At 63.2% G+C, this 23,039-nt stretch carries 20 protein-coding genes and 1 tRNA gene; 7 read left to right on the top strand and 14 right to left on the bottom strand.

The window, feature by feature from the left end; genetic code table 11:
• Positions 1–53: 53 nt before the first annotated feature.
• The 4 genes from PST29_RS25310 to PST29_RS25295 all read right to left on the bottom strand — a co-directional run bounded on the left by PST29_RS25310 (position 54) and on the right by PST29_RS25295 (position 1,898).
• Complete coding sequence (locus tag PST29_RS25310; protein WP_060844620.1) at positions 54–425, bottom strand: helix-turn-helix domain-containing protein; 372 nt, start codon at positions 423–425, stop codon at positions 54–56.
• A 5-nt stretch (positions 426–430) separates the two neighbouring features.
• Positions 431–733, bottom strand: a complete 303-nt coding sequence (locus PST29_RS25305; protein ID WP_060844619.1) for a type II toxin-antitoxin system HigB family toxin — start codon at positions 731–733, stop codon at positions 431–433.
• A gap of 115 nt (positions 734–848) precedes the next feature.
• A complete protein-coding gene (locus tag PST29_RS25300; protein ID WP_016967392.1) occupies positions 849–1,115 on the bottom strand; it encodes a DUF3077 domain-containing protein in 267 nt (88 codons plus the stop codon).
• Positions 1,116–1,580: 465 nt separating this feature from the next.
• Positions 1,581–1,898, bottom strand: a complete 318-nt coding sequence (locus PST29_RS25295; protein WP_053153790.1) for a helix-turn-helix domain-containing protein — start codon at positions 1,896–1,898, stop codon at positions 1,581–1,583.
• Between the two features lie 774 nt (positions 1,899–2,672).
• Here PST29_RS25295 and PST29_RS25290 point away from each other — a divergent pair.
• Entirely contained in the window at positions 2,673–3,116 is a 444-nt protein-coding gene (locus tag PST29_RS25290; RefSeq protein WP_060844618.1) for a hypothetical protein, read from the top strand.
• A 115-nt stretch (positions 3,117–3,231) separates the two neighbouring features.
• Here the strand turns inward: PST29_RS25290 and ggt are convergent, their stop codons facing one another.
• The gene (gene ggt / locus PST29_RS25285; RefSeq protein WP_060844617.1) at positions 3,232–5,067 is read right to left on the bottom strand and encodes a gamma-glutamyltransferase; all 1,836 of its coding nucleotides are present in this window, start codon (positions 5,065–5,067) and stop codon (positions 3,232–3,234) included.
• 247 nt (positions 5,068–5,314) lie between these two features.
• Between ggt and PST29_RS25280 the strand changes: the two genes are divergently transcribed.
• The 4 genes from PST29_RS25280 (at position 5,315) to PST29_RS25265 (ending at position 10,508) form a co-directional block, all read left to right on the top strand.
• Positions 5,315–6,307 carry a cytochrome-c peroxidase gene (locus PST29_RS25280; protein WP_060841055.1) on the top strand — a complete coding sequence of 331 codons (993 nt, stop codon included), beginning with the start codon at positions 5,315–5,317 and terminating at the stop codon, positions 6,305–6,307.
• Between the two features lie 144 nt (positions 6,308–6,451).
• Positions 6,452–6,964, top strand: coding sequence for a sigma-70 family RNA polymerase sigma factor (locus PST29_RS25275; protein WP_060841054.1), 513 nt, complete (start codon positions 6,452–6,454; stop codon positions 6,962–6,964).
• A 2-nt stretch (positions 6,965–6,966) separates the two neighbouring features.
• Positions 6,967–7,908 carry a FecR domain-containing protein gene (locus PST29_RS25270; protein ID WP_231978981.1) on the top strand — a complete coding sequence of 314 codons (942 nt, stop codon included), beginning with the start codon at positions 6,967–6,969 and terminating at the stop codon, positions 7,906–7,908.
• 119 nt (positions 7,909–8,027) lie between these two features.
• Positions 8,028–10,508, top strand: coding sequence for a TonB-dependent siderophore receptor (locus tag PST29_RS25265; RefSeq protein WP_060844616.1), 2,481 nt, complete (start codon positions 8,028–8,030; stop codon positions 10,506–10,508).
• A 60-nt stretch (positions 10,509–10,568) separates the two neighbouring features.
• Here the strand turns inward: PST29_RS25265 and PST29_RS25260 are convergent, their stop codons facing one another.
• The 7 genes from PST29_RS25260 to PST29_RS25230 form a co-directional block, all read right to left on the bottom strand.
• On the bottom strand, positions 10,569–11,408 hold the full coding sequence (locus tag PST29_RS25260; protein ID WP_060844615.1) for a 5'-nucleotidase, lipoprotein e(P4) family: 840 nt from the start codon (positions 11,406–11,408) through the stop codon (positions 10,569–10,571).
• A gap of 180 nt (positions 11,409–11,588) precedes the next feature.
• Positions 11,589–11,665: transfer RNA gene (locus PST29_RS25255), tRNA-Met, on the bottom strand.
• Positions 11,666–11,734: 69 nt separating this feature from the next.
• A complete protein-coding gene (locus tag PST29_RS25250; protein WP_060844614.1) occupies positions 11,735–13,207 on the bottom strand; it encodes an amidase in 1,473 nt (490 codons plus the stop codon).
• 70 nt (positions 13,208–13,277) lie between these two features.
• A complete protein-coding gene (locus tag PST29_RS25245; RefSeq protein ID WP_060844613.1) occupies positions 13,278–14,312 on the bottom strand; it encodes an ABC transporter substrate-binding protein in 1,035 nt (344 codons plus the stop codon).
• Positions 14,313–14,339: 27 nt separating this feature from the next.
• The gene (locus PST29_RS25240) at positions 14,340–15,149 is read right to left on the bottom strand and encodes an ABC transporter permease (RefSeq protein WP_060841048.1); all 810 of its coding nucleotides are present in this window, start codon (positions 15,147–15,149) and stop codon (positions 14,340–14,342) included.
• On the bottom strand, positions 15,146–16,066 hold the full coding sequence (locus tag PST29_RS25235; protein ID WP_060844612.1) for an ABC transporter permease: 921 nt from the start codon (positions 16,064–16,066) through the stop codon (positions 15,146–15,148). The genes PST29_RS25240 and PST29_RS25235 overlap by 4 nt, the downstream gene beginning before the upstream one ends.
• A 15-nt stretch (positions 16,067–16,081) precedes the next feature.
• Positions 16,082–17,200, bottom strand: coding sequence for an ABC transporter ATP-binding protein (locus PST29_RS25230; RefSeq protein ID WP_060844611.1), 1,119 nt, complete (start codon positions 17,198–17,200; stop codon positions 16,082–16,084).
• 227 nt (positions 17,201–17,427) lie between these two features.
• Between PST29_RS25230 and PST29_RS25225 the strand changes: the two genes are divergently transcribed.
• Complete coding sequence (locus PST29_RS25225) at positions 17,428–18,333, top strand: LysR substrate-binding domain-containing protein (protein ID WP_060844610.1); 906 nt, start codon at positions 17,428–17,430, stop codon at positions 18,331–18,333.
• A 12-nt stretch (positions 18,334–18,345) separates the two neighbouring features.
• Here PST29_RS25225 and PST29_RS25220 read toward each other — a convergent pair whose 3' ends face one another.
• Positions 18,346–19,881, bottom strand: a complete 1,536-nt coding sequence (locus PST29_RS25220; protein WP_442966414.1) for a methyl-accepting chemotaxis protein — start codon at positions 19,879–19,881, stop codon at positions 18,346–18,348.
• 848 nt (positions 19,882–20,729) lie between these two features.
• On the opposite strand from PST29_RS25220, the gene PST29_RS25215 reads away from it, so the two are divergent.
• Positions 20,730–21,947, top strand: coding sequence for an MFS transporter (locus PST29_RS25215; protein ID WP_060844608.1), 1,218 nt, complete (start codon positions 20,730–20,732; stop codon positions 21,945–21,947).
• Between the two features lie 67 nt (positions 21,948–22,014).
• On the opposite strand, the gene PST29_RS25210 is transcribed toward PST29_RS25215, so the two are convergent.
• Positions 22,015–22,905 (bottom strand): helix-turn-helix domain-containing protein, encoded by an 891-nt coding sequence (locus PST29_RS25210; protein ID WP_060844607.1) that lies wholly within the window; start codon positions 22,903–22,905, stop codon positions 22,015–22,017.
• Between the last annotated feature and the right edge of the window lie 134 nt (positions 22,906–23,039).

Below are 23,039 nucleotides of genomic sequence, written 5' to 3'. Positions count from 1 at the left end.
GCCAGGCAGGTTGGGCCTTTACCCAAGGGCAAGCTCAAGCCCGGCAGTGATGCTCAGGACGACTTGTTCGGCTTGATCAGGCTTTCGGCAGGGATGCCGAACAGTTGGTGCAGTTTCCAGATCATGGGCAGGGTCAGCGCGCGCTTGCCGTTGAGCACCTCGTAGACGCGGTTGGTGCGGCCGATGGCTGGTGCCAGGTCGGCGGCGGACAAGCCGGACTGTTCCATGCGGAACTTGATCGCCTCGATCGGGTTGGGCAGGTCCAGGGGAAACTGCTTGGCTTCGTACGCCTCGATCAGGGTGATCATCACGTCGAAGTAATCGCCTTCAGGCGTCCCGGGTTGCGGTTCGTTGTCGAACAGGGGCGAGACGCTTTGCAGCGCGGCGCGGTAGTCCTGGTCGGTGTGGATAGGGCGGATGTTCATCTGGGTTACTCCATGTCTACGCTGTCGGCATCAATGGCGTCGTACTGCCGGTGGGTGCCTACGAACTGGATGTACAGCGCGCCGAAACGATAGGCCACGGCAACGACCAGTCGATACTCGTTGCCCTTGATGTTGAAGACCACCCTGCGGCTTTTGAGAATGCTCGCGTTGCGATATTGGTCCTTGATTTGCGCAGGGTTGGACCACTCGGCATTCCTTGCTTCATCGACCCAAGCCAGTAAAGGCTGCTCTGCATCCGGGTACTTCTCCCAGAAGGCCTTCAACTGACTGACTGCAATAATTCTCATGGCGCGATCCTAGTCCCGTGCTGGGACTTAAACAAGTCGCTGAGTGCGTCAGGCGACGTACGGGCAGATCGCTGGATCTGCCCGCGCAGGCGACGTCGGCTCAGGGACGATCAGGTCATGCAGAGAGCGTGGCGTGCACGTCGTCCATCAGTGCCTTACCCATCTCTGCCAGGTAGTGTGCCGCCCAAGCATAGCGGTCGCACCGCGGCTCCATGGCCGCCTCCAGGGTGAATTGCTTTGCCAGATGCAACAGCGCCGAGGCGTGCTCCAGGGCATCGCTGATCGGCACGTCGGCATTCACCCGAAACAGCGGATGCGGGTGTTCGCCGCACTGGGAAAAGCGGATTTCACCGAGGGTGGTCAGGGGCGATTGAGTGGTCATCGGGCACCTCCGGTTTTGTGTGACGGGAGGTGTTGGGGAAACAGATTGCAGAAGCAGTTCATGGTCACGACTCCTTGATTCGAAGGACCGTCACCGTCTGCCGCCAAGCAGATCAGGGTGGCGGATTGCGCAGGATTGGCGGACCGGGAATCAAGGAACCGGCGAACCCGAAGGTTCTCCCACGCAACCCGCCATAACGCAGGTATGCGGGCGCAAAAAAAGCGCCTGCATGATTGGTGGGGGCGCTGTTGCGCCTCGATTCTATCAGGCCGCCAAGCCTGATCGCTGATTTTGCAGCGACGGTCGAACCATAGGTTGGAGTAGGGGGAGTCGCAACGGCATTACTGCGACATTTTGTGAACCGCCCCTGTAGCCGCTGCCGCAGGCTGCGAACGACCGGAACGGTCGCGGCGATCTCCCTGGCGCCGAAGGCCCTTCGGTCCTTGTCGCAGCCTGCGGCAGCGGCTACAGAGGTTGTGCCAGCACCTCACGAAATACATCGGGCCTGAGCATCGCGATATGCAGCAATGAACGGGCCGCTCCGGAAGGCGAGCGCCGACCTTGCTCCCACTCTTGAAGGGTCCTTACCGACACGCCAAGCAGTTGGGCAAACTTGGGTTGTGACAACCCGGTTTTACCGCGGGCTTCGGCGGCCTTGGTGAGCGGAATGCTGTGGGTATTGCCGTGACGGCCGGCTTTGACATCGATGATCGCGTCCAGAAGCTCCTGGCCGATATTGCGCTTGGCATCACGTGCCAATAGTTCTTCTTCAGTAAGGGGCATGATTCATCTCCTTCGCGATTCTGCGCAGAACAGGCGCTGGAATGTTTTCGGTAGCGCCTTTGCCATAGATCACCAACGCAACCAGGGCTCCGCATGCGAGCTGGGTGGTATAGATGACCCGCACCGAGCCACTTTTCCACGTCCATCAATGCTCCATCTGATTTTCCTGCAACCGCCAGAACCCGGAATGACAACGCCGGACTCCGGGTCGTTGGCAAGAAACGTCATGAACGCTCCACGCTCTTCTTCGGACCAGTAATCGGGCCAGAGTCTGGAAAACAGCGGAGATTCTATGATCGTCAGCATGCGGGAGGATTCTACGTCTTTGACGTACCTTGCGGCAATGGTGGGTGCTAGGAGATGACTCCTGAAAGATTAAGAACGTGGAGTTGCAACGCCAATGAGCGGAGTCCTGATTTCCAGTCAGCCCATTCGCTTTCTTGTGTGTGATCCATGCCTTCGATGTCACCTTTTGTATTACCTGAAGCCCTGAGATGTCTGCTCAGGTCGACTCCATGATCCAGTGTTGCTGACTCAACTCCAAAGATCTGGTCAGACACATGACAGTTGCAAAAACATGCATGCCGCGCCGTTCTCCATTTCTGCCAATGCACTCGGATATTACTGAATCAATACTGACTGGTAGCTAATGAGTGTTTATGGAGCCACTCTTTGCTCGCTCAGAAAATCAACGGTATAGCCTTCGCCAAATACTGATGGATTTCTTGGTGCAAAGCAGTGCTTAACCTCAATTGCAATGGAGTGGTCCGCGCAATGCGTATTGATTTCAAGCTGGTTGGTATGTTGTTGGTGTTGCAGGTGCTGGCCATTTTGATGATGGACATTTACAGCCTGTTTCACGTGGCGCTTTACAACGGGCTAGGTGCCTTGATTGCGGCATTTTTTATCCGGCGCCATAAAACATTGTTGATCTCGCCACGAGGCCAACTGACAACGTTGTTGTTCTGTTCGGTCACAGGAGCAATTGCGTTCGCTTTGATGTACACGGTAAAGCTCTATTTGACGCTAGTGTTTGTTGGCGTCACCGGATCACCCTTTGACACGCCGGTTGTCAGTCTGGGTTGGGTTTTTCTCGAGTGCGGTGCAATCGCCTGGCTTTCGATTGTGGTGGTACTTGCTCTATTCGATATTGCGGTACGCGATGCTGCGCTGATGAAACCGTCGGCAGATTTGGATAATTTGAAGAATGATCGGTAGTCGCTCGATAAAGTTGTGACTGATTTTTCTCAAGGCGATGGGGCATTAGCGTCATACATTCATTTTTAAATAGGACCTGCTGTGCTGCAGGCCCTGTCGCTTGCTTTGCTATGAATCAATCCCCAAGCGCTTCCCCTTCGCGCCGTGGATCGGCGCCGCCGGCCCAGGAGGCCTTGCCCTGGGCATCACGCACACGAACGATGGCCTGGGTGCCGCTGGTCATGTCGATCTCGTTGACCTCATGTCCCCGAGCTTGCAGTGCCTGCTTTAGGGCCGGGCTGAACTGGCCTTTCTCCAGTTCGGTGGGGCCGTTGCGGCTGCCAAAGTTGGGCAGGCCGACGGCGGTTTGCGGGTCGAGGTTCCAGTCGAGCATGCCCACCAGCGACTTGGCCACGTACTCGATGATCTGCGAGCCGCCCGGGGAGCCGACGCTGGCCAGCAGTTCGCCGCTGGCGCGGTCGAAGACCAGGGTCGGGGCCATGGACGAGCGCGGGCGCTTGCCCGGTTCGACGCGGTTGGCCACCTTCTGGCCGTTTTCCTCGGGGATGAAGGAGAAGTCGGTCAGCTGGTTGTTGAGCATGAAGCCCTGGACCATCAGGTGCGAACCAAAGGCCGCTTCCACCGTGGTGGTCATGGACACCGCGCCCCCTAAGTCATCCACCGCCACCACTTGTGAGGTGGAAATGCGCATGGGCGAACGGTCCGGGGCGTAGGCCACCTGGATGCCCCGGGGCTGGCCCGGCTCGGCCTTGCCCAGGCTGCGCTCGCTGATCAGGGCGGCGCGCCGGGCCAGGTAGTCCGGGGCGATCAGGCCGGCCACCGGCACGGGCACAAAGTCGCTGTCGGCCACGTACAGGCCGCGGTCGGCGTAGGCCAGGCGCTCGGCTTCGGCGATCAGGTGCACCGCTTGCGGCGCAGGCTCAAGGCCGGCCGGCAGGTTGGTTTGCTGCGGCTTGAGGTTGGCCAGGGCATAGCGCGGGTCGCGTTGTTCCAGGGCTTGCAGGGTACCGAGGATCTGCGCCACCGCTACACCGCCGGAAGAGGGTGGCGGCATGCCGCACACCTGCCAGCGCTTGTAGTCGCTGCACAGCGGCGCGCGTTCCTTGGCGCGGTAGCCTTGCAGGTCATTGAGCGACAGGCTGCCGGGGTTGGCGTGGCCCTGGACCTTGGCGACGATTTCTGCGGCCACCGGGCCTGTGTACAGGGCGTCCGGGCCTTCCTGGGCGATGCGCTTGAGCACCGCGGCCAGCTGTGGATTCTTCAGTAAGGTGCCCACGGCTTTCGGCGTGCCGTCGGCATTGAGGAAGTACGCGGCCATGTCCGGCGAGCGCGCCAGGAACGGGTCGGCGCTGATCATGGTGTGCAGCCGTGGCGAGATAGCGAAGCCTTGTTCGGCCAGGCGGATCGCCGGCTCGAACAGCTGCGCCCAGGGCAGGCGCCCGTGTTTCCGGTGGGCCATTTCCAGGGCCCGCAGTACGCCTGGGGTGCCCACCGAGCGGCCGCCGATCTGCGCCTGGGGGAAGGGCATCGGCTTACCGTCCGCCTGCAGGAAGAGTGTATCGGTGGCGCCAGCGGGTGCGGTTTCCCGGCCGTCATAGGTGCGCACGGCCTTGCCGTCCCAGAGCACGATCATCGCGCCGCCGCCAATCCCCGAGGACTGCGGCTCCACCAGGGTCAGCACCGCTTGCATGGCAATCGCCGCATCAATGGCCGAGCCACCTTTACGCAGCATCTCGCGCCCGGCCTCGGCGGCCAGCGGGTTGGCGGCGGCCGCCATGTGTTTGTCGGCGTGCCGGGTCTGCATGTCGGTGCGGTACCCCGAAGCGATTTCCGGAGCGGCAGGCAGGGCAGTGGAAGAGGGCGGGTTGTTACAGGCGCTGAGGCTGAGGGCGGCGGCCAGCAGGCCGAGGCTGAGGAGTCGGGGGTGACGGGGAGGGAAGATCGAGAACACGCGTTGAGCTCCGTTCACTGGGAAATGAGGTGTCGTCCGTGGAGGGGAATGTACAGCAGTGGCGCCGACAGCAGGGCCGGCAGGTGGCCATGACCGTGCGCTGGGCCAGTGGCAAGGCGCTGCTCAGCGGCCCTGTACATAGGGTCGCAGGCAGGCGTGCACCCGGCCACCGATTGATCTGAGTCAGGGCGGCTGGGGGAGGTTGGGCACATGGTGCAGCAAACCATAAGCCTGATGAGAGGACGCCATGCACGGTTGTAAGTGGTTACTTGTGTTCGGATTGCTGTTGGGGGGCGAGGTACGGGGGGAGACGCCGAGCGAGCCGATCCTGCCGGTACAACCGGCGAAGATCACCGATGTGGCCAAGGTGGAGTTGGGCAAGCAGTTGTTCTTCGACCCGCGCCTGTCCAAATCCGGTTTCATCTCCTGCAACTCCTGCCACAACCTGAGCATGGGCGGCAGCGACAACCTGCCCACCTCCATCGGTCACAACTGGCACCAGGGGCCGATCAACTCGCCCACGGTGCTCAACTCCGGCCTGAGCTTTGCGCAGTACTGGGATGGCCGCGCGGCCACGCTGCAGGAGCAGGCCAGCGGTCCGATCACCAACCCGGGGGAGATGGGCTTTACCCATGAACTGGCGGTGGAGGTGCTGCGCTCCATTCCCCAGTACCGGGCATCGTTCAAGCGCGTGTATGGCAACGATGAGATCAGCTTCGACGACGCCACCAACGCCATTGCCGCCTTCGAAGCCACCTTGGTGACGCCCAATGCGCCGTTCGACCGCTGGCTCAAGGGCGACAAGGCGGCCATCAGCCCCACCGCGCTCAAGGGCTACCAACTGTTCAAGTCCATCGGCTGCGTGGCCTGCCACAACGGCGAAGCGGTGGGCGGTGGCTCGTTCCAGAAAATGGGCATGATCGAGCCCTACGTCACCCAGAACCCGGCCCAGGGCGTGGCCGGGCTGACCGGCAAGGACGCCGACCGCATGCTGTTCAAGGTGCCGACCTTGCGCAACGTGGCGCTGACCTATCCCTACTTCCACGACGGCGCCTACTGGACGCTGGAAGAGGCGGTGGACGTGATGGCCCGGCTGCAGCTGGGGCGCAAGCTGGGCACTGAGGAGGTCGGCCAGATCGTGGCCTTCCTTGAGACCCTGACCGGCGATCAACCGGACTTCAAGCTGCCGATCCTGCCGCCGTCATCGGCGCAGACACCGCGTCCGCAGCCGTTCAACTGACCTGGGTGGAAAAACCGCAGCGTGCTGCGGTTTTTCCACCCAGGTCAGGCATGCGGCATTCAGGTCTGCCGGGAAGGGCGCTCTGTTGTCATGAAAAAACGGCTGGATAATAATGAGAGATATTATCATTAGCGGCGGTCAATCATGGACGCAGGGGTCAAGGCTTCAATATCGCTGGAGATCGAAGATCTGTATGGCGCCCACCACGGCTGGTTGAAGGGCTGGTTGCGCAGCCGCACCGGCAACTGTGCCGATGCCGCAGACCTGGCCCAGGACACCTTCGTGCGGATGCTGTCGCTGCGCCAGTTGCCGGCACTGCGAGAGCCCCGTCATTACCTGGCGACCATCGCCCGCGGCCTGCTGATCGACAAGGCGCGCCGCAGAGTTCTGGAACAGGCCTATCTGGAGGCTTTGGCGGCACGTCCGGAGCCCCAGGATATTTCACCTGAAACCCATCATTTGATCATCGAGTCATTGCTGGCCATCGATGCCTTGCTCGATGGACTGGGCACGCGCACCCGACAGATTTTCCTCATGGTGCAGCTGGACGGCCTGAGCTATGTGCAGGTCGGGCGGCAGTTGGGGGTGTCGGTGACCACCGTCAAGAATCATCTGGGCAAGGCACTGCTGCAATGCATACAACTGATGGACGATTGAACGTGCCGTCGCCTCCTCCCCTGGACAAGGCCCACCTGCAGGCAGCGGTGGACTGGTACCTGGTCCTCAACGATCAACAGGTCAGCGCGGCGCAGCAACAGGCCTGGCAGCAGTGGCTTGGCGCCGATGCGCAACATGCGCGAGCCTGGGCCCGGGTGCAAAGGCTGCAACAGCAGTTGCGTGGGGTCCCGCAGGATATTGCCTTGCCGGTCTTGTCGGAAATGGGCATCCAGCGCCGCCAGGGCCTCAAGGTACTGCTGCTGATGGCTGGCGGCTCGGCGTTGCTGGGCGGCTATCGGCTGTCTCCCTACAGCGCCGACTTCGCCACGCGCACCGGCCAACGCCGGGAAGAGCTGCTGGCCGACGGCACGCGGCTGCACCTCAATACCGATACCCGGGTCGACGTTGCCTACAGCCATGAAGAACGGCTGATCTTCCTGCGTCAGGGCGAGATCCAGGTCACCACGGCCGCAGACCGGGCCCCGGCGCGTCCTTTGCTGGTGGTAACTGCCCATGGCCGCATCCGGGCCCTGGGCACCCGTTTCGATGTGCGCCTGGAGCCGGCCTTCAGCCAAGTATCGGTTCAGCAACATGCGGTGGAGGTGCGCCTGAACGATGATCCGCAACATGCCCGGAGGGTCGCCGAAGGCCAGGCGCTGACCTTCGGCTCCGGGCAGATGGGTGCCCTGCGGGTGGCGGACAATGCCGAGAGTGCCTGGGTCCGGGGCCAGTTGGTGGCGCTTGACTGGCGACTGGCGGATTTCATCCGTGAGCTGGGTCGTTACCGCCCTGGCTACCTGGGGTGTGCGGATGAAGTTGCGCAACTGCGCATCAGCGGGGCCTTCCGCCTGGATGATATCGATGGGGTGCTGGCCAACCTGCCATTGTCGTTGCCGGTGAGGGTGCGCCGGTTTTCCAGGTACTGGGTGCGTGTGCAAGCGTGACGGGCGAATGGTCGCTTGAAGAAAAATCGTCAATGCGCCTTGCCGATTCCGCCTGGCGTTCGGCTCATCAGTAGAGCGGTCAATCAGCCGCCTTTACTGCTATGGCATAGGACGCGTACATGAGCCACCGGAGTCGTTTCACCCAGGCCGCCTTGCGGCGCAGTTTCAATCGCAAGGCGTTGAGCATCACCCTTGGCACGCTGCTGGCGGCCACCTGTGTTGCGCCGTTGGCCCTGGCCCAGGAGGCGGTGGGCGAAGCGCAGGAATTCAACATTGCGCCAGGGGCACTGGGTACTGCGCTCAGCGAGTTTGCCGCGGCCAGCGGGGTTACCCTGTCCTTTGGCTCCAGTCAGACCCAGGGGCTCCTTACCCAGGGGCTCAAGGGCCATTATTCCTTCAGTCAGGGCGTGGCGCAGTTGCTGGCCGGCAGTGGCTTGCAGCTGCGCCAGGAAGGCCCGGCGCGCTATACCCTGGTCAAGTTGCCGACGGGGGCGGTGCTGCATCTGGGGCCGACCCAGATCACCGGCGTGTCTCTGGGTACCACCACCGAAGACACCGGTTCCTACACCACCGGTGCCATGCAGACGGCCACCAAGCTGGCCCTGTCGATTCGCGAGACTCCACAGTCGGTGACCGTGGTCACCCGCCAGCGCATGGACGATCAGAACATGCAAAGCCTGGAGGATGTGCTCAAGAGCACCCCGGGCATTTCCATCACCAAGGACGGACCCCAGCGGCCGATTTTCTATTCGCGGGGTTTTGAAGTACAGAACCTCATGGTCGATGGCCTGGCCAACGACATGTCGCATTATCTGAGCCGGGACATGAGCACTGCGGCCGACACTGCGATCTTCGATCGGGTCGAAGTCATGCGTGGCGCCGCTGGCCTGATGCAGGGGACGGGCAGCCCCTCGGCGGCGATCAACATGGTACGCAAGCGGCCCACTGCCGCACCGCGTCTGAGCATCACTGCCAGTGCCGGCAGTTGGGACAATTACCGCAGCGAAATCGATGCTTCCAGTGCCCTCAATGACAGTGGCACGTTGCGCGGGCGCCTGGTGACTGCCTACCAGAGCAAGAACAGTTTCCAGGACGTGGCCGATGCCGAGCGTTCGGTGTTCTACGGCATTGTCGAGGCTGACTTGAATGACAACACCACGCTGACCGTGGGCGCTACCAATCAGGCGTCGCACACCACCACGACCTGGGGCGGGCTGCCTGCGGCGATTGACGGCCGGCACCTGCCCCTGTCGCGCTCGGCCTATTTGGGCAGTGACTGGGAGTACTGGGACCAGAACAACGTCACGGCCTTTGGTCGCCTGGAGTACCGCTTCGACAACGCCTGGAAATTGTTGCTGTCGGCCAGCAAGTCCTGGTCCGACTTGCAGATGCTCGGTTCGATGACCGAGCGTTTCGGCGCCGATTTCGACGAGTTCGGCCAGTACGTCGGTCAGTACCACTACAAGGATCAGCAAGGCAGCTACGACCTCTTCGCTTCCGGGCCGTTTGCCCTGTTCGGGCGTGAGCATGAGCTGGTGGTGGGGGCCAGTCAGCGTGAGCTGGCCTTTCGCGGCAAGGGCAATTTCCAGGACAACGAGACGCGGACCAACATCTACCGTCCCGATCCCCATAGCGTGCCCAAGCCGCAGATGGACCTGGATTACTGGCGCCAGGAGCGCAACTCCGAGCTGAAAAGCTTCTACCTCACCTCACGTTTCAGCCTCGCCGAGCCCCTGACCCTGATTCTGGGCGGACGCCTGGACTGGTACGACTACGATGTGGATACGCGCTTTGCCGGGGTGCGCACCGCCTCCAGCACCGACTACAAGGTCACCCGCAACCTCACCCGCTATGCCGGCATGGTCTACGACCTTGACGCCCATCACTCGGTGTATGTCAGCTACACCGATGTCTTTAGCCCACAAGCGGAAGTGGACAGCTCCGGTGGCTTGATCAAGCCCGTAGTCGGCAAGAACTACGAGACGGGCATCAAGGGCGAATACTTCGAGGGGGCCCTGACCGCCAGCGCTGCGGTGTTCAGGATCGACCAGGTCAATCGCGCCAAGCAGGTGGTCAGCGCTCAGTGCTCCAGCCTGCAGTGCTACGAAGCCAGCGGCGAGGTGCGCAGCGAAGGTATCGAGCTTGAGGTCAACGGTAAGCTGGCGCCGGGTTGGGAGTTGGGGGCGGGCTACACCTATGCCCAGGCCAAGTATCGCAAGGACAGCAACGAGGACAATGTTGGCCGCCTGTTCGACACCGATATTCCACGTCACGTGTTCAAGGCCTTTACCACTTACCAACTGCCGGGAGACTTGCATCGTTGGACTGTGGGCGGGGGGCTCTATAGCCAGAACCGGATCTACAACAAGGATGTGAATTTCTACGACTCGGGCACGCCGATGTACGTCGAACAGAAAGGCTATGCCCTGGTGGACCTGATGACTCGCTATCAGGCGTCCGAACACCTTGAGTTTCGGCTTAACCTGAACAACGTCTTCGACAAGAAGTACTACCAGAGCATCAGCACCAATACCTACTACGGCAATGACATCTATGGTGAACCGCGCAATGCCATGGTGACGGTGCGATGGTCGCTGTAGCGGGTCATGGCTCGAAGGGAGCCATGACCACCCCTGTGCGGGGGCTGTGGTGTTGCGTGGTTAGTCTTTCACCTGCCAGGCGTTAGCTCCGGCCGCCGCCTTGAACTTGGCGCGGTTTTCCGGCGTGGCCGGCGGTTCGGAATCACCGAAGATTGCTTTCAACCAATGGCCGTCGGTGGGGTTGGGGAAGAGGATGAACTTGCGCCCGAACTGTTCCTTGTCCTCGGTCATCAGGCTGCTGCGCTGTTTGACGTCGGCTACGTAGTACTTGCGTTTGAAGTCGTTGAGGTTGTCGCCCAGCATCAGCACCACGTTGTGGTCCTTGGCGATTTCCTGCTGCCGTGGCTCCTTGTTGGAGCTGTCGCGGTACACCGTCAGGTGCTGTTCATCGGCGTAGGGCAACTGGTTCTTGCGCAGGTTGGCCAGGGCGTAGTCGTAGGTCTTTTCGCCTTGGTCGCGGCTGGTGACGTAGAACACCTCGACGCCTTTGGACTGGGCGTACTTGAGGAATTCCACGGCGCCCGGAGTGGCCACCGGGCCATTGTCCGCGACCCACTTGTCCCAGGCCTCGTCGTCGAAGAACTCTTTCCCAGAATTGATCATGTAGCCCCAGTAGCTGTTGCTGCTGAGCACGGTGTCGTCGACGTCGCTGATGATCGCCAGCGGCCGGTCCCCGGCCTTGTGCTCCTGCAGGGCACGGTCCAGTTGCAGGCGGGCGATGTTGAAGCCCTGGTAGTACAGCGCCTCGAATTCGGCGGCGGTCTGCTTCCAGGCCACGGCGGCGGTCAACAGGTTGGAAGGCGGGGTAGGGGCCTGTTCGGCGAAGGCTGGAGTACAGGCGATTGCCAGAAGCGAGAACAGCCAGGGGGCGACTGAAGTTGCGTGGTTTTTTATTGTCATTATCGAGCCCTTGAAGTGAGGATGGCGCAGCTCTCACACACACTGCCGGAGTGTTCTATCCCAGCCAGTGGCGGTGCTCAATGCGGGTGTCGCGTTTGTGGATCAATGCGGCGTAATCCCCGGTACTTTTTCGCGGGCATAAAAAAACGGCTTACCTTGCGGTAAGCCGTTTTTAGTACTTGGTGGCTACACAGGGACTTGAACCCCGGACCCCAGCATTATGAATGCTATGCTCTAACCAACTGAGCTATGTAGCCAAGTGGCGCGCATTATTCGCTCGGAACGACGATGCGTCAAGCGTTTTTATAAAAAAATTATCTACGCTATCAACCGTTTATCCCTTCCCCCCCCGAAATCAGTGGCGATGGGCAGCGCTGGAACCAGCGGCTGGCCTGTTCGTAGGCGTGTGCCAGTTGCAGGACGGCGAAGTCGGCCTGGTGCTTGCCGATGATCTGCAGGCCCATGGGCAGGCCGTCGGCGTTGAAGCCGGCCTGCACGCTGGCCACCGGGCAGCCGGACAAGGTGCCGGGAATCACCACCTCCATCCAGCGGTGATAGGTGTCCATGGCCGCGCCTTCGATGCTGCACGGCCAAGGGGTGTGCTTGTCGAAGGGGAAGACCTGGGCGCTGGGCAGCAGCAGGTAGTCGAAGCGCTCGAACAGTCGGGAGAGGGCGCGGTACCAGTCGCTGCGGATCACCGAGGCGTCGAAGACCTGGCTGGCGGACAGCTTGAGGCCGTTCTCCACTTCCCAGATGGCTTCTGCCTTGAGCTGTGAACGCTTGTGCGGGTCGGCATAGGCGCTGCCCAGGGACCCGGCGACCATCCAGTGGCGCAAGGTGCGCCAGCTGCTCCACAGGCGCTCGGGGGCGAAGTCCGGGCTGGCCGGTTCGACGCTGCAGCCCAGGCTGCGGAAATCGCCCAAGGCCTTTTCACAGAGTTCCAGCACACCTTTTTCCATCGGCAGGTAACCGTTGAAGTCCCCCAGCCAACCCAGGCGCGTGCCCTTGAAGTCGCGCTCCAGTGGCGCGGCGAAGCCCTGGCCCGATTCGGCGATGGACAGCGGCGCCCGCGCATCGCCGCCGGCCTGCACCGACAGCAGCAGCGCTGCGTCGCGCACGCTGCGGGCCATGGGGCCTTCGTAGCCGAGCTGGTCGATGAACAGGTCGCTGCTGTCGTCGAAGGGCACCCGGCCCTGGGACGGGCGGAAACCGAAGATGTTGTTGAAGGCCGCCGGGTTGCGCAGCGAGCCCATCATGTCGCTGCCGTCGGCCACCGGCACCAGGTGCAGGGCCAGCGCCGCGGCGGCGCCGCCACTGCTGCCGCCGGCGGTCTTGCTTGGGTCATAGGCACAGCCGGTGGCGCCGAACAGCGGGTTGTAGGTCTGCGAGCCGAGGCCGAACTCCGGGGTGTTGCTCTTGCCGATAATGATCGCCCCGGCGGCCTTGATCCGTTCCACCATGATGCCGTCGCGCTCGGGGATGAAATCCCGGTACAGCGGCGAGCCCAGGGTGGTGCGGATGCCCTGGGTCAGGGACAGGTCCTTGATCGCGTGGGGCAGGCCGTGCATCCAGCCGCGATAGTCGCCACGGGCCAGTTCGGCGTCACGCTGGTCGGCCTGGGCCAGCAGGCTGTCGGCCGGTTGCAGGCTGACCAGGGCATTGACCAGGGGGTTGTAGCGCTCGATGTGGGCAAGGTAGGTCTGCATCACTTCCCGGCAGGAAACCTGACGCAGGCGGATACGCTCGGCGAGTTCATGGGCCTGGAGCAGGACCAGCTCGCTGGGGGGATTGGCGATCATGGCAGGGGCCTTTCAAACGGCTTTAGAAACGCCCCGGCATCCAGGCCGGGGCGGCAGAAGTCAACGCAGGTCAGCGCATCAGGTTGGTCCACAGGCGGTCGGCGAGGCGGATCGCGCCTTCGCCGCAGGTCTGGCTGAAAACCACTTTGGTGCCCTCGGGGATGTGCAGCTCGGGGGCATCCTTCAACCCTGCGTCGAGGAAGGGTTCGACGCCCTTGATCGGGCTCTGGTGCTTGAGGAAGTTCTGGGTCATGGCGGCGTTCTCAGGCTGGCTGAGGAAGGCGATGAAGGCCTTGGCGTTCGCCGGGTGCTTGCTGCCCTTGGGGATGACCATGTTGTCCACCCAGGCCAGCACGCCTTCTTTCGGGTAGAGGTATTTCAGGCTGGGCTTCATCTCCCGGGCGCGCATCGACGAGCCGCCCCAGAACATCGACATGTCGATTTCCCCGGCCGCGAGGTTCTCGCGGATCGCCCCGGCCTTGGAGCTGTAGGTCTTGACGTAGGGCTTCTGCGTCTTGAGCAGGCCCAGGATCTGCTGCATCTGCTTGGGGTCTTCGCTGCACAGCGGAATGTTCAGGTACAGGCTGGCCATGTCGATCACTTCGCTCACCGAGTCGAACATGTTGATCCGCCCCTGCAGCTCTGCCGGCGGCTCGTAGAGCACCTTGTAGCTGTCGCTCGGGCCTTTGTAGCGTTCGCCGTCGAGCACCACGCTGGTGGTGCCCCAGATGAAGGGCACCGAGTAGGCGCCTTCAGGGTCCCAGGTGGGCTTTTTCAGGTTGTCGACCACGCCGGCGTAGTAGGGCTGCTGGGCCGGATCGAAGCGCTCCAGCAACTGCTCCTGGATCAGGATCGGAATGAACTGGTGGGACGGGATCGCCACGTCATAACCGGTGCCGCCCTGCTTCAGCTTGGCCAGCAGGGTTTCGTTGGAGTCGTAGGAGTCCACCGTGACCTCGATGCCGGTCTGCTTCTGGAACTTGGCGAGAATCTCCGGCGAAAAGTAGCCGCTCCAGCTCACGACGTTGAGTTTCTCGGCGGCCTGTACCGCCAGTGGCAGGCTCAGCAGCAGCGAGGTTCCCAGACTTGCGATCAACTTGCTCATGGCATTTCCCCAAGGTCAGTGGACGGTTCAAGGGTGTTTCTTGCTCAACAGGTAAGAGAGGCTGACGAACAGCACCGAGACGCCGAGGATCAGCGTCGACACGGCGTTGACGTCGGGTGTCACGCCCATGCGCAACAGGCCGAAGATGAAGATCGGCAGGGTGGTGGTGCCCGCCTGGGACACCATCATCGAGATCACGAAGTTATCCAGGGAGACGATGAAGGCCAGCATCAGCCCGGAGACGATCCCCGGCATCAGCAGCGGCAGGGTCACCTTGCGAAAGGTGCGCCAGGGGCCGGCGTACAGATCCGCCGCGGCATGCTCCAGGGACAGGTCCATGTCGTTGAGGCGGGCGCGGATCGGCAAGTAGGCGAAGGGGATGCAGAACACCGTGTGGGCGATGATCAGGTTGCCGTAGCCCAGGGACAGCCCCAGAGTGGAGAACAGCGCCAGGGTGGCCACGCCGACGACGATTTCCGGCAGCACCAGGGGCAGCATGATGGCGCCCATGGACAGTTGCAGGCCCTTGAACTTCGCTCCGCGTGAGGTGCCCAAGGCGGCCAGGGTGGCAATCGCCGTGGCCGCCATGCTGGCGCACACGGCGATCAGCAGGCTGTTGCCCGCCGCCTGGCGCAGGGCCTGGTTGGCGAAGGCCGCGCGGTACCAGTCGAGGCTGAAGCCGCTCCACACCGTGGCCGACTGGTTGGCGTTGAAGGAGAACACCACCAGCACCAGGATCGGCGCGTAGAGGTACAGGTAGAACAGGAAACTGAAGCCGCCGAAGCCGGGAAAGTCCTGGACGCCTGGGCCGTTGCGTTTGAACAGGCGGATCATCATGCGCCCTCCTGAAGGGTTCGCTGGCGTTGGGCGCGCAGGGCGTAGACGGTCAGCACCAGCATCACCGCGGCCATCAGCACCAGCGACAGGGCGGCGCCGAAAGGCCAGTTACGGGCGTCGCTGAACTGGCGGAAGATCAGGTTGCCGAGCATCATCCGGGTGCCGCCGCCCAGCAGTTCCGGGGCGATCATCGCCCCCAGGCAGGGCACGAAGGTCAGGATCGCCCCGGCGAAGATCCCCGGCTTGGCGATCGGCAGCACCACCTTGCGCAAGGTGCGCCAGCGTCCGGCGTAGAGGTCCTGGGCGGCTTCCAGCAGGCGGATGTCCATCTTTTCCAGGGTGGCGTAGATCGGCAGCACCACGAAGGGCGCGTAGGTGTAGACCAGCCCCAGCAGCACCGCGCCGTCGGTGTACAGCAACTGCAACGGTTCGTGGATCAGCCCCAGGTCCATCAGGCTGTTGTTGATCACCCCGGTATTGCGCAGCAGCAGGATCCAGGCGTAGGTGCGGATCAGCAGGTTGGCCCAGAACGGCACGGTGATCAGGAAGATCAGCAGGCCCCGGCGCTGCACCGGCTGCATGGCCAGCCACACTGCCACCGGAAAGCCGATCAGCAGGGTGATCAGGGTGGTCAGCCCGGCGATGCCGATCGAGCGCAGGGCAATCAGCAGGTAGGAGTCGGTGAAGGCCAGGCTGTCATCCAGTTGCCGTTCGAACAGCAGGGCGGCGTAGGCGTCGCTGCTAAAAACCTGGTTCACCCCGCCGTAGGGGTTGGCTTCCATCAGCGAATAGCCGATGACAATGAGGATCGGCACGATCAGGAACAGGCCGATGGCAATCAGCGCCGGGCTGACTCCGAGAACGCTGCGCAGGGCCTTGCGCCGTTCCAGGTGCTGGGAAATCGATGAGGCGTGCATGGCGAATCCTCGTGGTCAATCCAGCAGGACGCTGGCGCTGCCGCGTTCGAACAGCAGCCCGGCATGGCTGCCCACGCTCAGGCGCGGATGCTGTTCGAGGCTGTTGGGCGTGCGCACGGTCAGACGCGTGCCGTCGCCGAGGCTGACCTGGTATTGCAGGTCGGTGCCCAGGTAGATCTGCGCCTCGATGCGGCACGCCAGGGCCCCCTCCACGGCTTCGCTGCGCAGGTGCAGGCGCTCCGGGCGCACGGACAGGGTGACCTGCTGGCCGACCTTGACCCCGCTGCACGGTTGCGCCGGCAGGGCTTCTCCGGCGGGCCCGCTGAACCAGGCCAGGCCGGCCTCGATACGCTTGACCTGGGCCTGGATGAAGTTGGTTTCACCGATGAAGTCGGCGACGAAGCGATTGCGTGGCTGCTCGTAGATCTCTTCCGGGCGGCCCACTTGCTGCACTTCGCCTTCGGACAGGACGGCGATGCGGTCGGACAGGGTCAGGGCTTCTTCCTGGTCATGGGTGACGAAGATGAAGGTGATGCCGGTCTTGGCCTGGATCGCCTTGAGTTCTTCGCGCATGGCCTGGCGCAGCTTGAGGTCCAGGGCCGACAGCGGTTCGTCCAGCAACAGCACCTTGGGATGGGGCGCCAGGGCCCGGGCTAGGGCGATGCGTTGCTGCTGGCCGCCGGAGAGCTGGTTGGGCTTGCGCCCGGCGAAGCGCTCCATCTGCACCAGGGCCAGCATCTCGCGCACCCGTTCGGCGATCTGCGCCTTGCTCAGCACCTGGCCCATGGGCCGCGACTCCAGGCCGAAGGCCAGGTTCTCGGCCAGGGTCATGTGGGGGAACAGCGCGTAATGCTGGAACACGGTGTTCACCGGACGCTCGAAGGGCGGCCGCTCGGCGATGTTCTCGCCGTAGAGGAGGATCTCGCCCTGGGTCGGGAATTCGAAGCCGGCGATCATCCGCAAGAGCGTGGTCTTGCCGCAGCCGGAGGGCCCCAGGAGGGTGAAGAATTCGTTGTCGCGGATGTCCAGGTCGATGTGCTTCAGGGCCACCGGGCCGCTGTGTGGATCGCCGTAGACCTTGCGCACCGAGCGGATGGACACCGCCAGTGTTTGCAGCGAATGCAGGGCATTCATGCCTTACCTCCGATTCCCCCATGGGCTGTCGTGCAGGCCATGGATATTGTTTTTCTTAGGGCAGGATCGAGATGTGTTCGGATGCGTGGGAAGCCTGTTTTTAGCGGCTTTTCGCGGGTTCTTATGGTTCTGCTGGGGCTGATTATCAGTGAGGGGTTGCGGGGGCGAAACATCAATTTTAACATACCAGCTGTTAAATAATTTAATAGCAAGGGGCGGGCTAAACCATGGCCGAACAGCGTTTGCCACCGTTGAATGCGGTGCGGGCTTTTGATGCCGCGGCCCGCCTGGGCAGCTATGTCGAAGCCTCCAGGTCGCTGCATGTCACCCAGCCGGCCATCGGCCGTCATGTGAAGCTGCTGGAGGACTGGCTCGGCGTGCAGTTGTTCGAACGCACCTCGCGCGGGGTGGTCCTGACCCCGGCGGGGGAGAAGTACCACCGCAAGATTGCCGCGGCCCTGCAGTTGATCATCGAGGCCGGGCGCGAAGCCCAGCCCAGGACCGCCGAGCGCTGGCTGCGGATCATGGTGGTGCCGGGGTTTGCCAAGCGCTGGCTGACCCCGCGCCTGGAGGCGCTGCGCCATGTGCGCCCGGGCCTGAAGTTCGCCATCGAACCGAATTCGACCTTCACCGAAGTCGACGCCAAGAGTGCCGACCTGGGGATCGCCTACGGCCTGGACGGGCAGTACCCCGAATCGCGGGTCAGCCTGATCTGCCCCCGGGTGTTCCCCATCTGCACCCCGGCCTACCTGGCCAGCATCGAGGCGATCCGCGAGCCGGCGGACCTGGCCCGCCACGCGCTGATCCACTTCGATGACGGCGAGTGGTGGAACCTGTGGTTCGCCGCCAATGGCCTGGATATCCACCTCACGTCCGACCTGATCTACGTGAACAACGACCACGCCCTGTCGGTGGCCGAAAGCGGCGGCGGCATTGCCCTGGCCAATGAAGTGCTGGTGCGCGAGGAGCTCAAGGCCGGCACCCTGGTGCGGGTGCTGGACGATCAGGTGAAGCTGGAAAGCTACCGCGTACTGACCCCGGACGCTGAATGGTCCGAGGACGTGGAATGGTTTATCCAATGGCTCAAGGCCGAGCTCGAGGCGGACTTCCCCGAGGCTCGGCTGAAGGCTTGAGGACCTTCGGCGTCAGGCCAGTTGGAAGCGCCCGGTGTTGACGCTCAGGGCCCGACTGCCCTGGTTCAAGCTGTCCGCGGCCAGGTTCACTGCCCGGGCCCCCTCCAGCAGGCGCACCGCCGCCTGATCCACGTGCTGGATGTTGCTGCTGACTTCATCGGCGGTGCAGGCCTGTTCTTCCACGGCGGTGGCGATCTGCGCCAGGGTGTCGCTGACCCCTTGCACTGCATCGGCGATCTCCACCAGGCGCAGGCCCAGGCCGGTCACCGACTGGGCGTCGCTCTGGGCCTGGCCGCAAGCGGCCTCCATCAGGCTCACCGCTTCATTCACCGTGCTGCGCAGGCTGTCCACGGTGGCGGCGATCTGCGCCGTGGACGACTGGGTGCGTTGCGACAGGCTGCGCACTTCGTCGGCGACCACGGCAAAGCCCCGGCCCTGCTCCCCGGCGCGCGCCGCTTCGATGGCGGCGTTCAGCGCCAGCAGGTTGGTCTGCTCGGCCACGCCGCGAATGGTGTCCACCACCAGCTGGATCTGCTGCCCTTGCTCGCTGACCCGGCCCAGGGCGGCCGCGGTGTCGTTCAGGCGCTGGTTGAGTTGCTGGATGCTGGCGGTGGTGCGCTGGCTGTCTTGGCTGCTGTCGCTGGCGATGCGTCGGGTCTGCTGGGCACTGTCGGAGGCCTGTTCGCAGCTCTGTGCGACCCCCTGGGACGTGGCGGCCAGTTGCGTGGCGGCGGCGGCAATCTGGCTGATCTGCTGTTGCTGGGCCTCGACTTCGCTCAGGGCGCCACTGGCGTGCTGGTTGAGGCTGCGCACCGCATCCCCCAGTTGCAGGGTTTCGTGATCCACCCCTTGCAGGCTGCCACGCAGTTGCACCACGGCCACGTTCAGCGCGGTGCTGATCAGCGCCAGCTCATCGCGGCCCTGTACCTGCACTTGCAGGCACAGATTGCCATCGCGCAGGGCTTCGGCCAGCAGGGTGATGCCGCTGGCGCTGCGGCGGATCGAGGCTTGCAGGCAGACGAACAGGTACAGCGCGGCGAGCACCAGGCAGCCCAGCACCGTGGCCACCAGGATCAGCTGGCGCAGGGCCGAACCCTGGTAGTGCTCCAGTCGACTGTCGAGGGCGCCGAGGGAGTCCTGGCGCAAGCTCGCCAGCTGGCCCAGCAGGGCATCGAGGCCTTGTTCGAAGGGTTCCGGCTTGAGGTTGATGTTGCCGGCGAACAGGCCGTCGTCCAGCACTTTCAACTGTTCATCCAGCTGCTTCAGGCTGTCGTGATAGCGCCCGGCCCAGGCTTGCAGTTCGCTGGGCAGGCGGGCTTCCAGCAGGCTGCCGGTCTTGCTCAGTTGTTCTCGGGCATCGCCGATGCGGCTGCGCAAGTCCCGCAGTTGCAGACGGCTTTGCAGGGTGAACTGGCCCGATACCACCGAGGCTTGGCCAACCGCCGCCAGGCGCCCGACCCGCTCGATCAGGTCCGGGGCATGCTGGGTGGCAATCTGCGTCAACAGGTAGGTCTCCAGCCAGGGGGCCAGGGTCAGGCGGCTGTCCATGGCGATCTGCTCACGCAGCGCCTGCAGGGCGCCGAGGGCTGAAGTGAAGCGTTCGTAGCCGTCCGGCCACCAGCCGACACTGGCCAGGCTTTTCGAGTCCAGCCCTTGCAGGCTGCCTTGCAGCGCCCGGTAGCGAGCGAGGGTGTCGTCCTCGGCGCCGGCCTGGTGCAGGGCATTGCCCAGCTCTTCGCTGGCCTGGAGCAGGCCGGGCTGGACCGCATCGAACGCCGCCACCGCGGCGAGGGTCGCTGGCGTCGGCTGGCGGTTGGTCTCGGTGGCGCGCCAGCGGGCGGCCCGATCACGCTGCGCGGTCAGCAGGTTGTCCAGGGTATCCAGGGCTTGCAGTTGGCGGATCCCGGAACGTTCGGTGGCCATCAGGCCTAGCCTGTCGCGGTAGTCCTGGCCGATCATCCACAGACTGCCCAGCAGCGGCAGGATGAACAGCAGAAACAACAGCTGGAATTTGCGAGCGAAGCCAAAACGCCCCAACAACGCCATGCCCGGTGCCAGAAATAGATGCATGCACTACTGCTCCTTTGGGCACCACGCACCATTGGCGTGCGGTCGAGGCGGCTGGCCCGGACCCTGTGCCCTCGTAAAATCGCCTCGGAAAGTGTGCAACCGGCGCCAGGATCCTGCCGGCGCTGTAGCGTTACTTCCCATTTTCGCCACCCTGGGTAAGGGCGTCGGGTTGGTGTGGCGGCAGGAGCAAGATTCAGACCATGGCGATGGGCTATCAGTCGGCTGGGCAAAGTCGTTAGCAAGCTAATGGGATGGCGCGAGCGCACTGAAAAATGGCACATTGGCGCACCTGCCCCTGTGCACCCACCCGTTGTACGGAAAATCCTATGGCTAGCAGCAACCCTCAGACCGTCGCAACGACGGCCTCTCCTGCTTCGCAAAGCAGCCCCCTGGTCCTGCGCATCATCGGTGCGGTGGCCCTGGCCCATTTGATCAACGACCTGATCCAGGCGGTGTTGCCGGCGATCTACCCGATGCTCAAGAGCAACTATGGCCTGAGCTTCACCCAGGTCGGCCTGATCACCCTGACCTTCCAGCTCACGGCCTCGCTGTTGCAGCCCTGGGTCGGCTTTTACACCGATCGGCGGCCGCTGCCGTTCCTGTTGCCGGCGGGCATGATCTGCACCCTGATCGGCATCCTGATGATGTCCCAGGTCGGCAGCTTTGCCCTGATCCTGCTGGCGGCCGCGTTGATCGGCATCGGCTCCTCGACCTTCCACCCGGAAGCCTCGCGGGTCGCCCGGCTGGCGTCCGGCGGACGCTACGGCCTGGCGCAGTCGAGCTTTCAGGTCGGCGGCAATGCCGGCACCGCCTTCGGCCCCTTGCTGGCCGCGGCCATCATCATTCCCTACGGCCAGGGCAATGTGGCCTGGTTCGGCCTGTTCGCGCTGTTTGCCCTGGTGGTGCTCTACGCCATCAGCCGCTGGTACGCCAACCACCTGCGCCTGCACAAGCTCAAGCAGGGGCAGGCAGCCACGCACGGCCTGTCGAGGAAGCGGGTGATCGGCGCCCTGGTGGTCCTTGGGCTGCTGGTGTTCTCCAAGTATTTCTACATGGCCAGTTTCACCAGCTACTTCACCTTCTACCTGATCGAGAAGTTCGACCTGTCGGTGGCCAGCTCGCAACTGCACCTGTTCCTGTTCCTTGGCGCGGTGGCGGCGGGGACCTTCTTCGGCGGGCCGATCGGCGACAAGATCGGGCGCAAGGCGGTGATCTGGTTCTCGATCCTCGGGGTGGCACCGTTCACCCTGTTGCTGCCCCATGTCGACCTGTTCTGGACCAGCGTCCTCAGCGTGGTGATCGGCTTCATCCTGGCCTCGGCGTTCTCCGCCATCGTGGTCTACGCCCAGGAACTGGTGCCGGGCAACGTCGGCATGATCGCCGGGGTGTTCTTCGGCCTGATGTTCGGCTTTGGCGGGATCGGCGCGGCGCTGCTGGGGCACCTGGCGGACATCCATGGCATCGAGTACGTGTATTACCTGTGCTCGTTCCTGCCGCTGTTCGGGGTGTTGGCGATCTTCCTGCCGCGTACCCGCAAAGCCTGAGCGCTTTACCGGCGCTGAAACAGCAACGCCCGAGGCACTGGCCTCGGGCGTTTTTTTTGCGCCGGCCTCAGGGCACTGGTGGGGCTTGCCCGGCACTCTGGCGAAAGGCATTGGGCGACTGGCCGCTGAGGCGCTTGAAGAAGCGCGAGAAGTAGGTCGGGTCGCTGAACCCCAGGTTGTCCGACAGCTGGCTGATGCTGATGTTGGTGTAGATCAGCCCGCGCTTGGCTTCCAGCATCAGGCGCTGGTGGAGCATCTGCAGCGCGCTCTGCCCGGCCAGTTCCCGGCACAGGGTGTTGAGGTGCACGCTGGACAGGCCGATGCGATGGGCCAGGGATTCCACCGTGGGGTGTTCCTGATAGTGGCGCTCCACCAGCTTGATGAAATGCCCCAACAACTGCTGATTGCGCTCGCCGCGGTTGCTCGGCGGGGTGTTCTGTTGGCCACGGCGACTGATCCACACCACCAGCACGTTGACCAGCGAATGCAGCAACAGGTCGCGGGCCGCGGCGCTGCCTTCGTATTCATCCATCAGCGCCTTGAACAGGGTGTTGAGGCTGTGGCGGTCACGGCCCACCGGGTAGCAGGCGCAAGACGCGAGCACGGCCAGGGGCGCGCCCAGTTGCGCTTCCAGTTGGGCCACTAGAGGCGCGCCCAGGGTCAGCACGTAACCCTGGATGTTTTCCGAGAACTGAAAGCCGTGGACCATCAGCGGCGGCACCACCTGGATCGATGCTTCGCGCACGTCCTGGCGCCGTCCCTCGACTTCCACCAGGGCCTGGCCGCGCTGCACATAGAGCAACTGGTAGAGGTCGGCGTGACGGTGCGGCTTGATCTCCCAATGGTGCAGGCTGCTGCGCTTGGGAATGGATTCGCAGTGCAGCAGGTCCGGGGTCGGCCAGGCCTGGTTTTCCCCATAGAGCTTGAACACCGGGATGCTGGAGCGGCTGGCTTTCATCGGAGGCGACCTGTCGCGACGGGGTGGCTGGAGTGCTCGATAATCGAACGCTGTTTGCAAAAGTGCATTTTTACGTCGGTTTATCACCATTTACTGCGATTTTTGTCGGCAAAAATGCAGGGGTACAACAATAA

The organism is Pseudomonas sp. St29, from assembly GCF_001547915.1.
In the GTDB taxonomy this organism is placed as follows: Bacteria; Pseudomonadota; Gammaproteobacteria; order Pseudomonadales; family Pseudomonadaceae; genus Aquipseudomonas.
The sequence above is the reverse complement of the archived record's forward strand: the minus strand, read 5'-3'. Positions and strand labels throughout refer to the sequence as shown.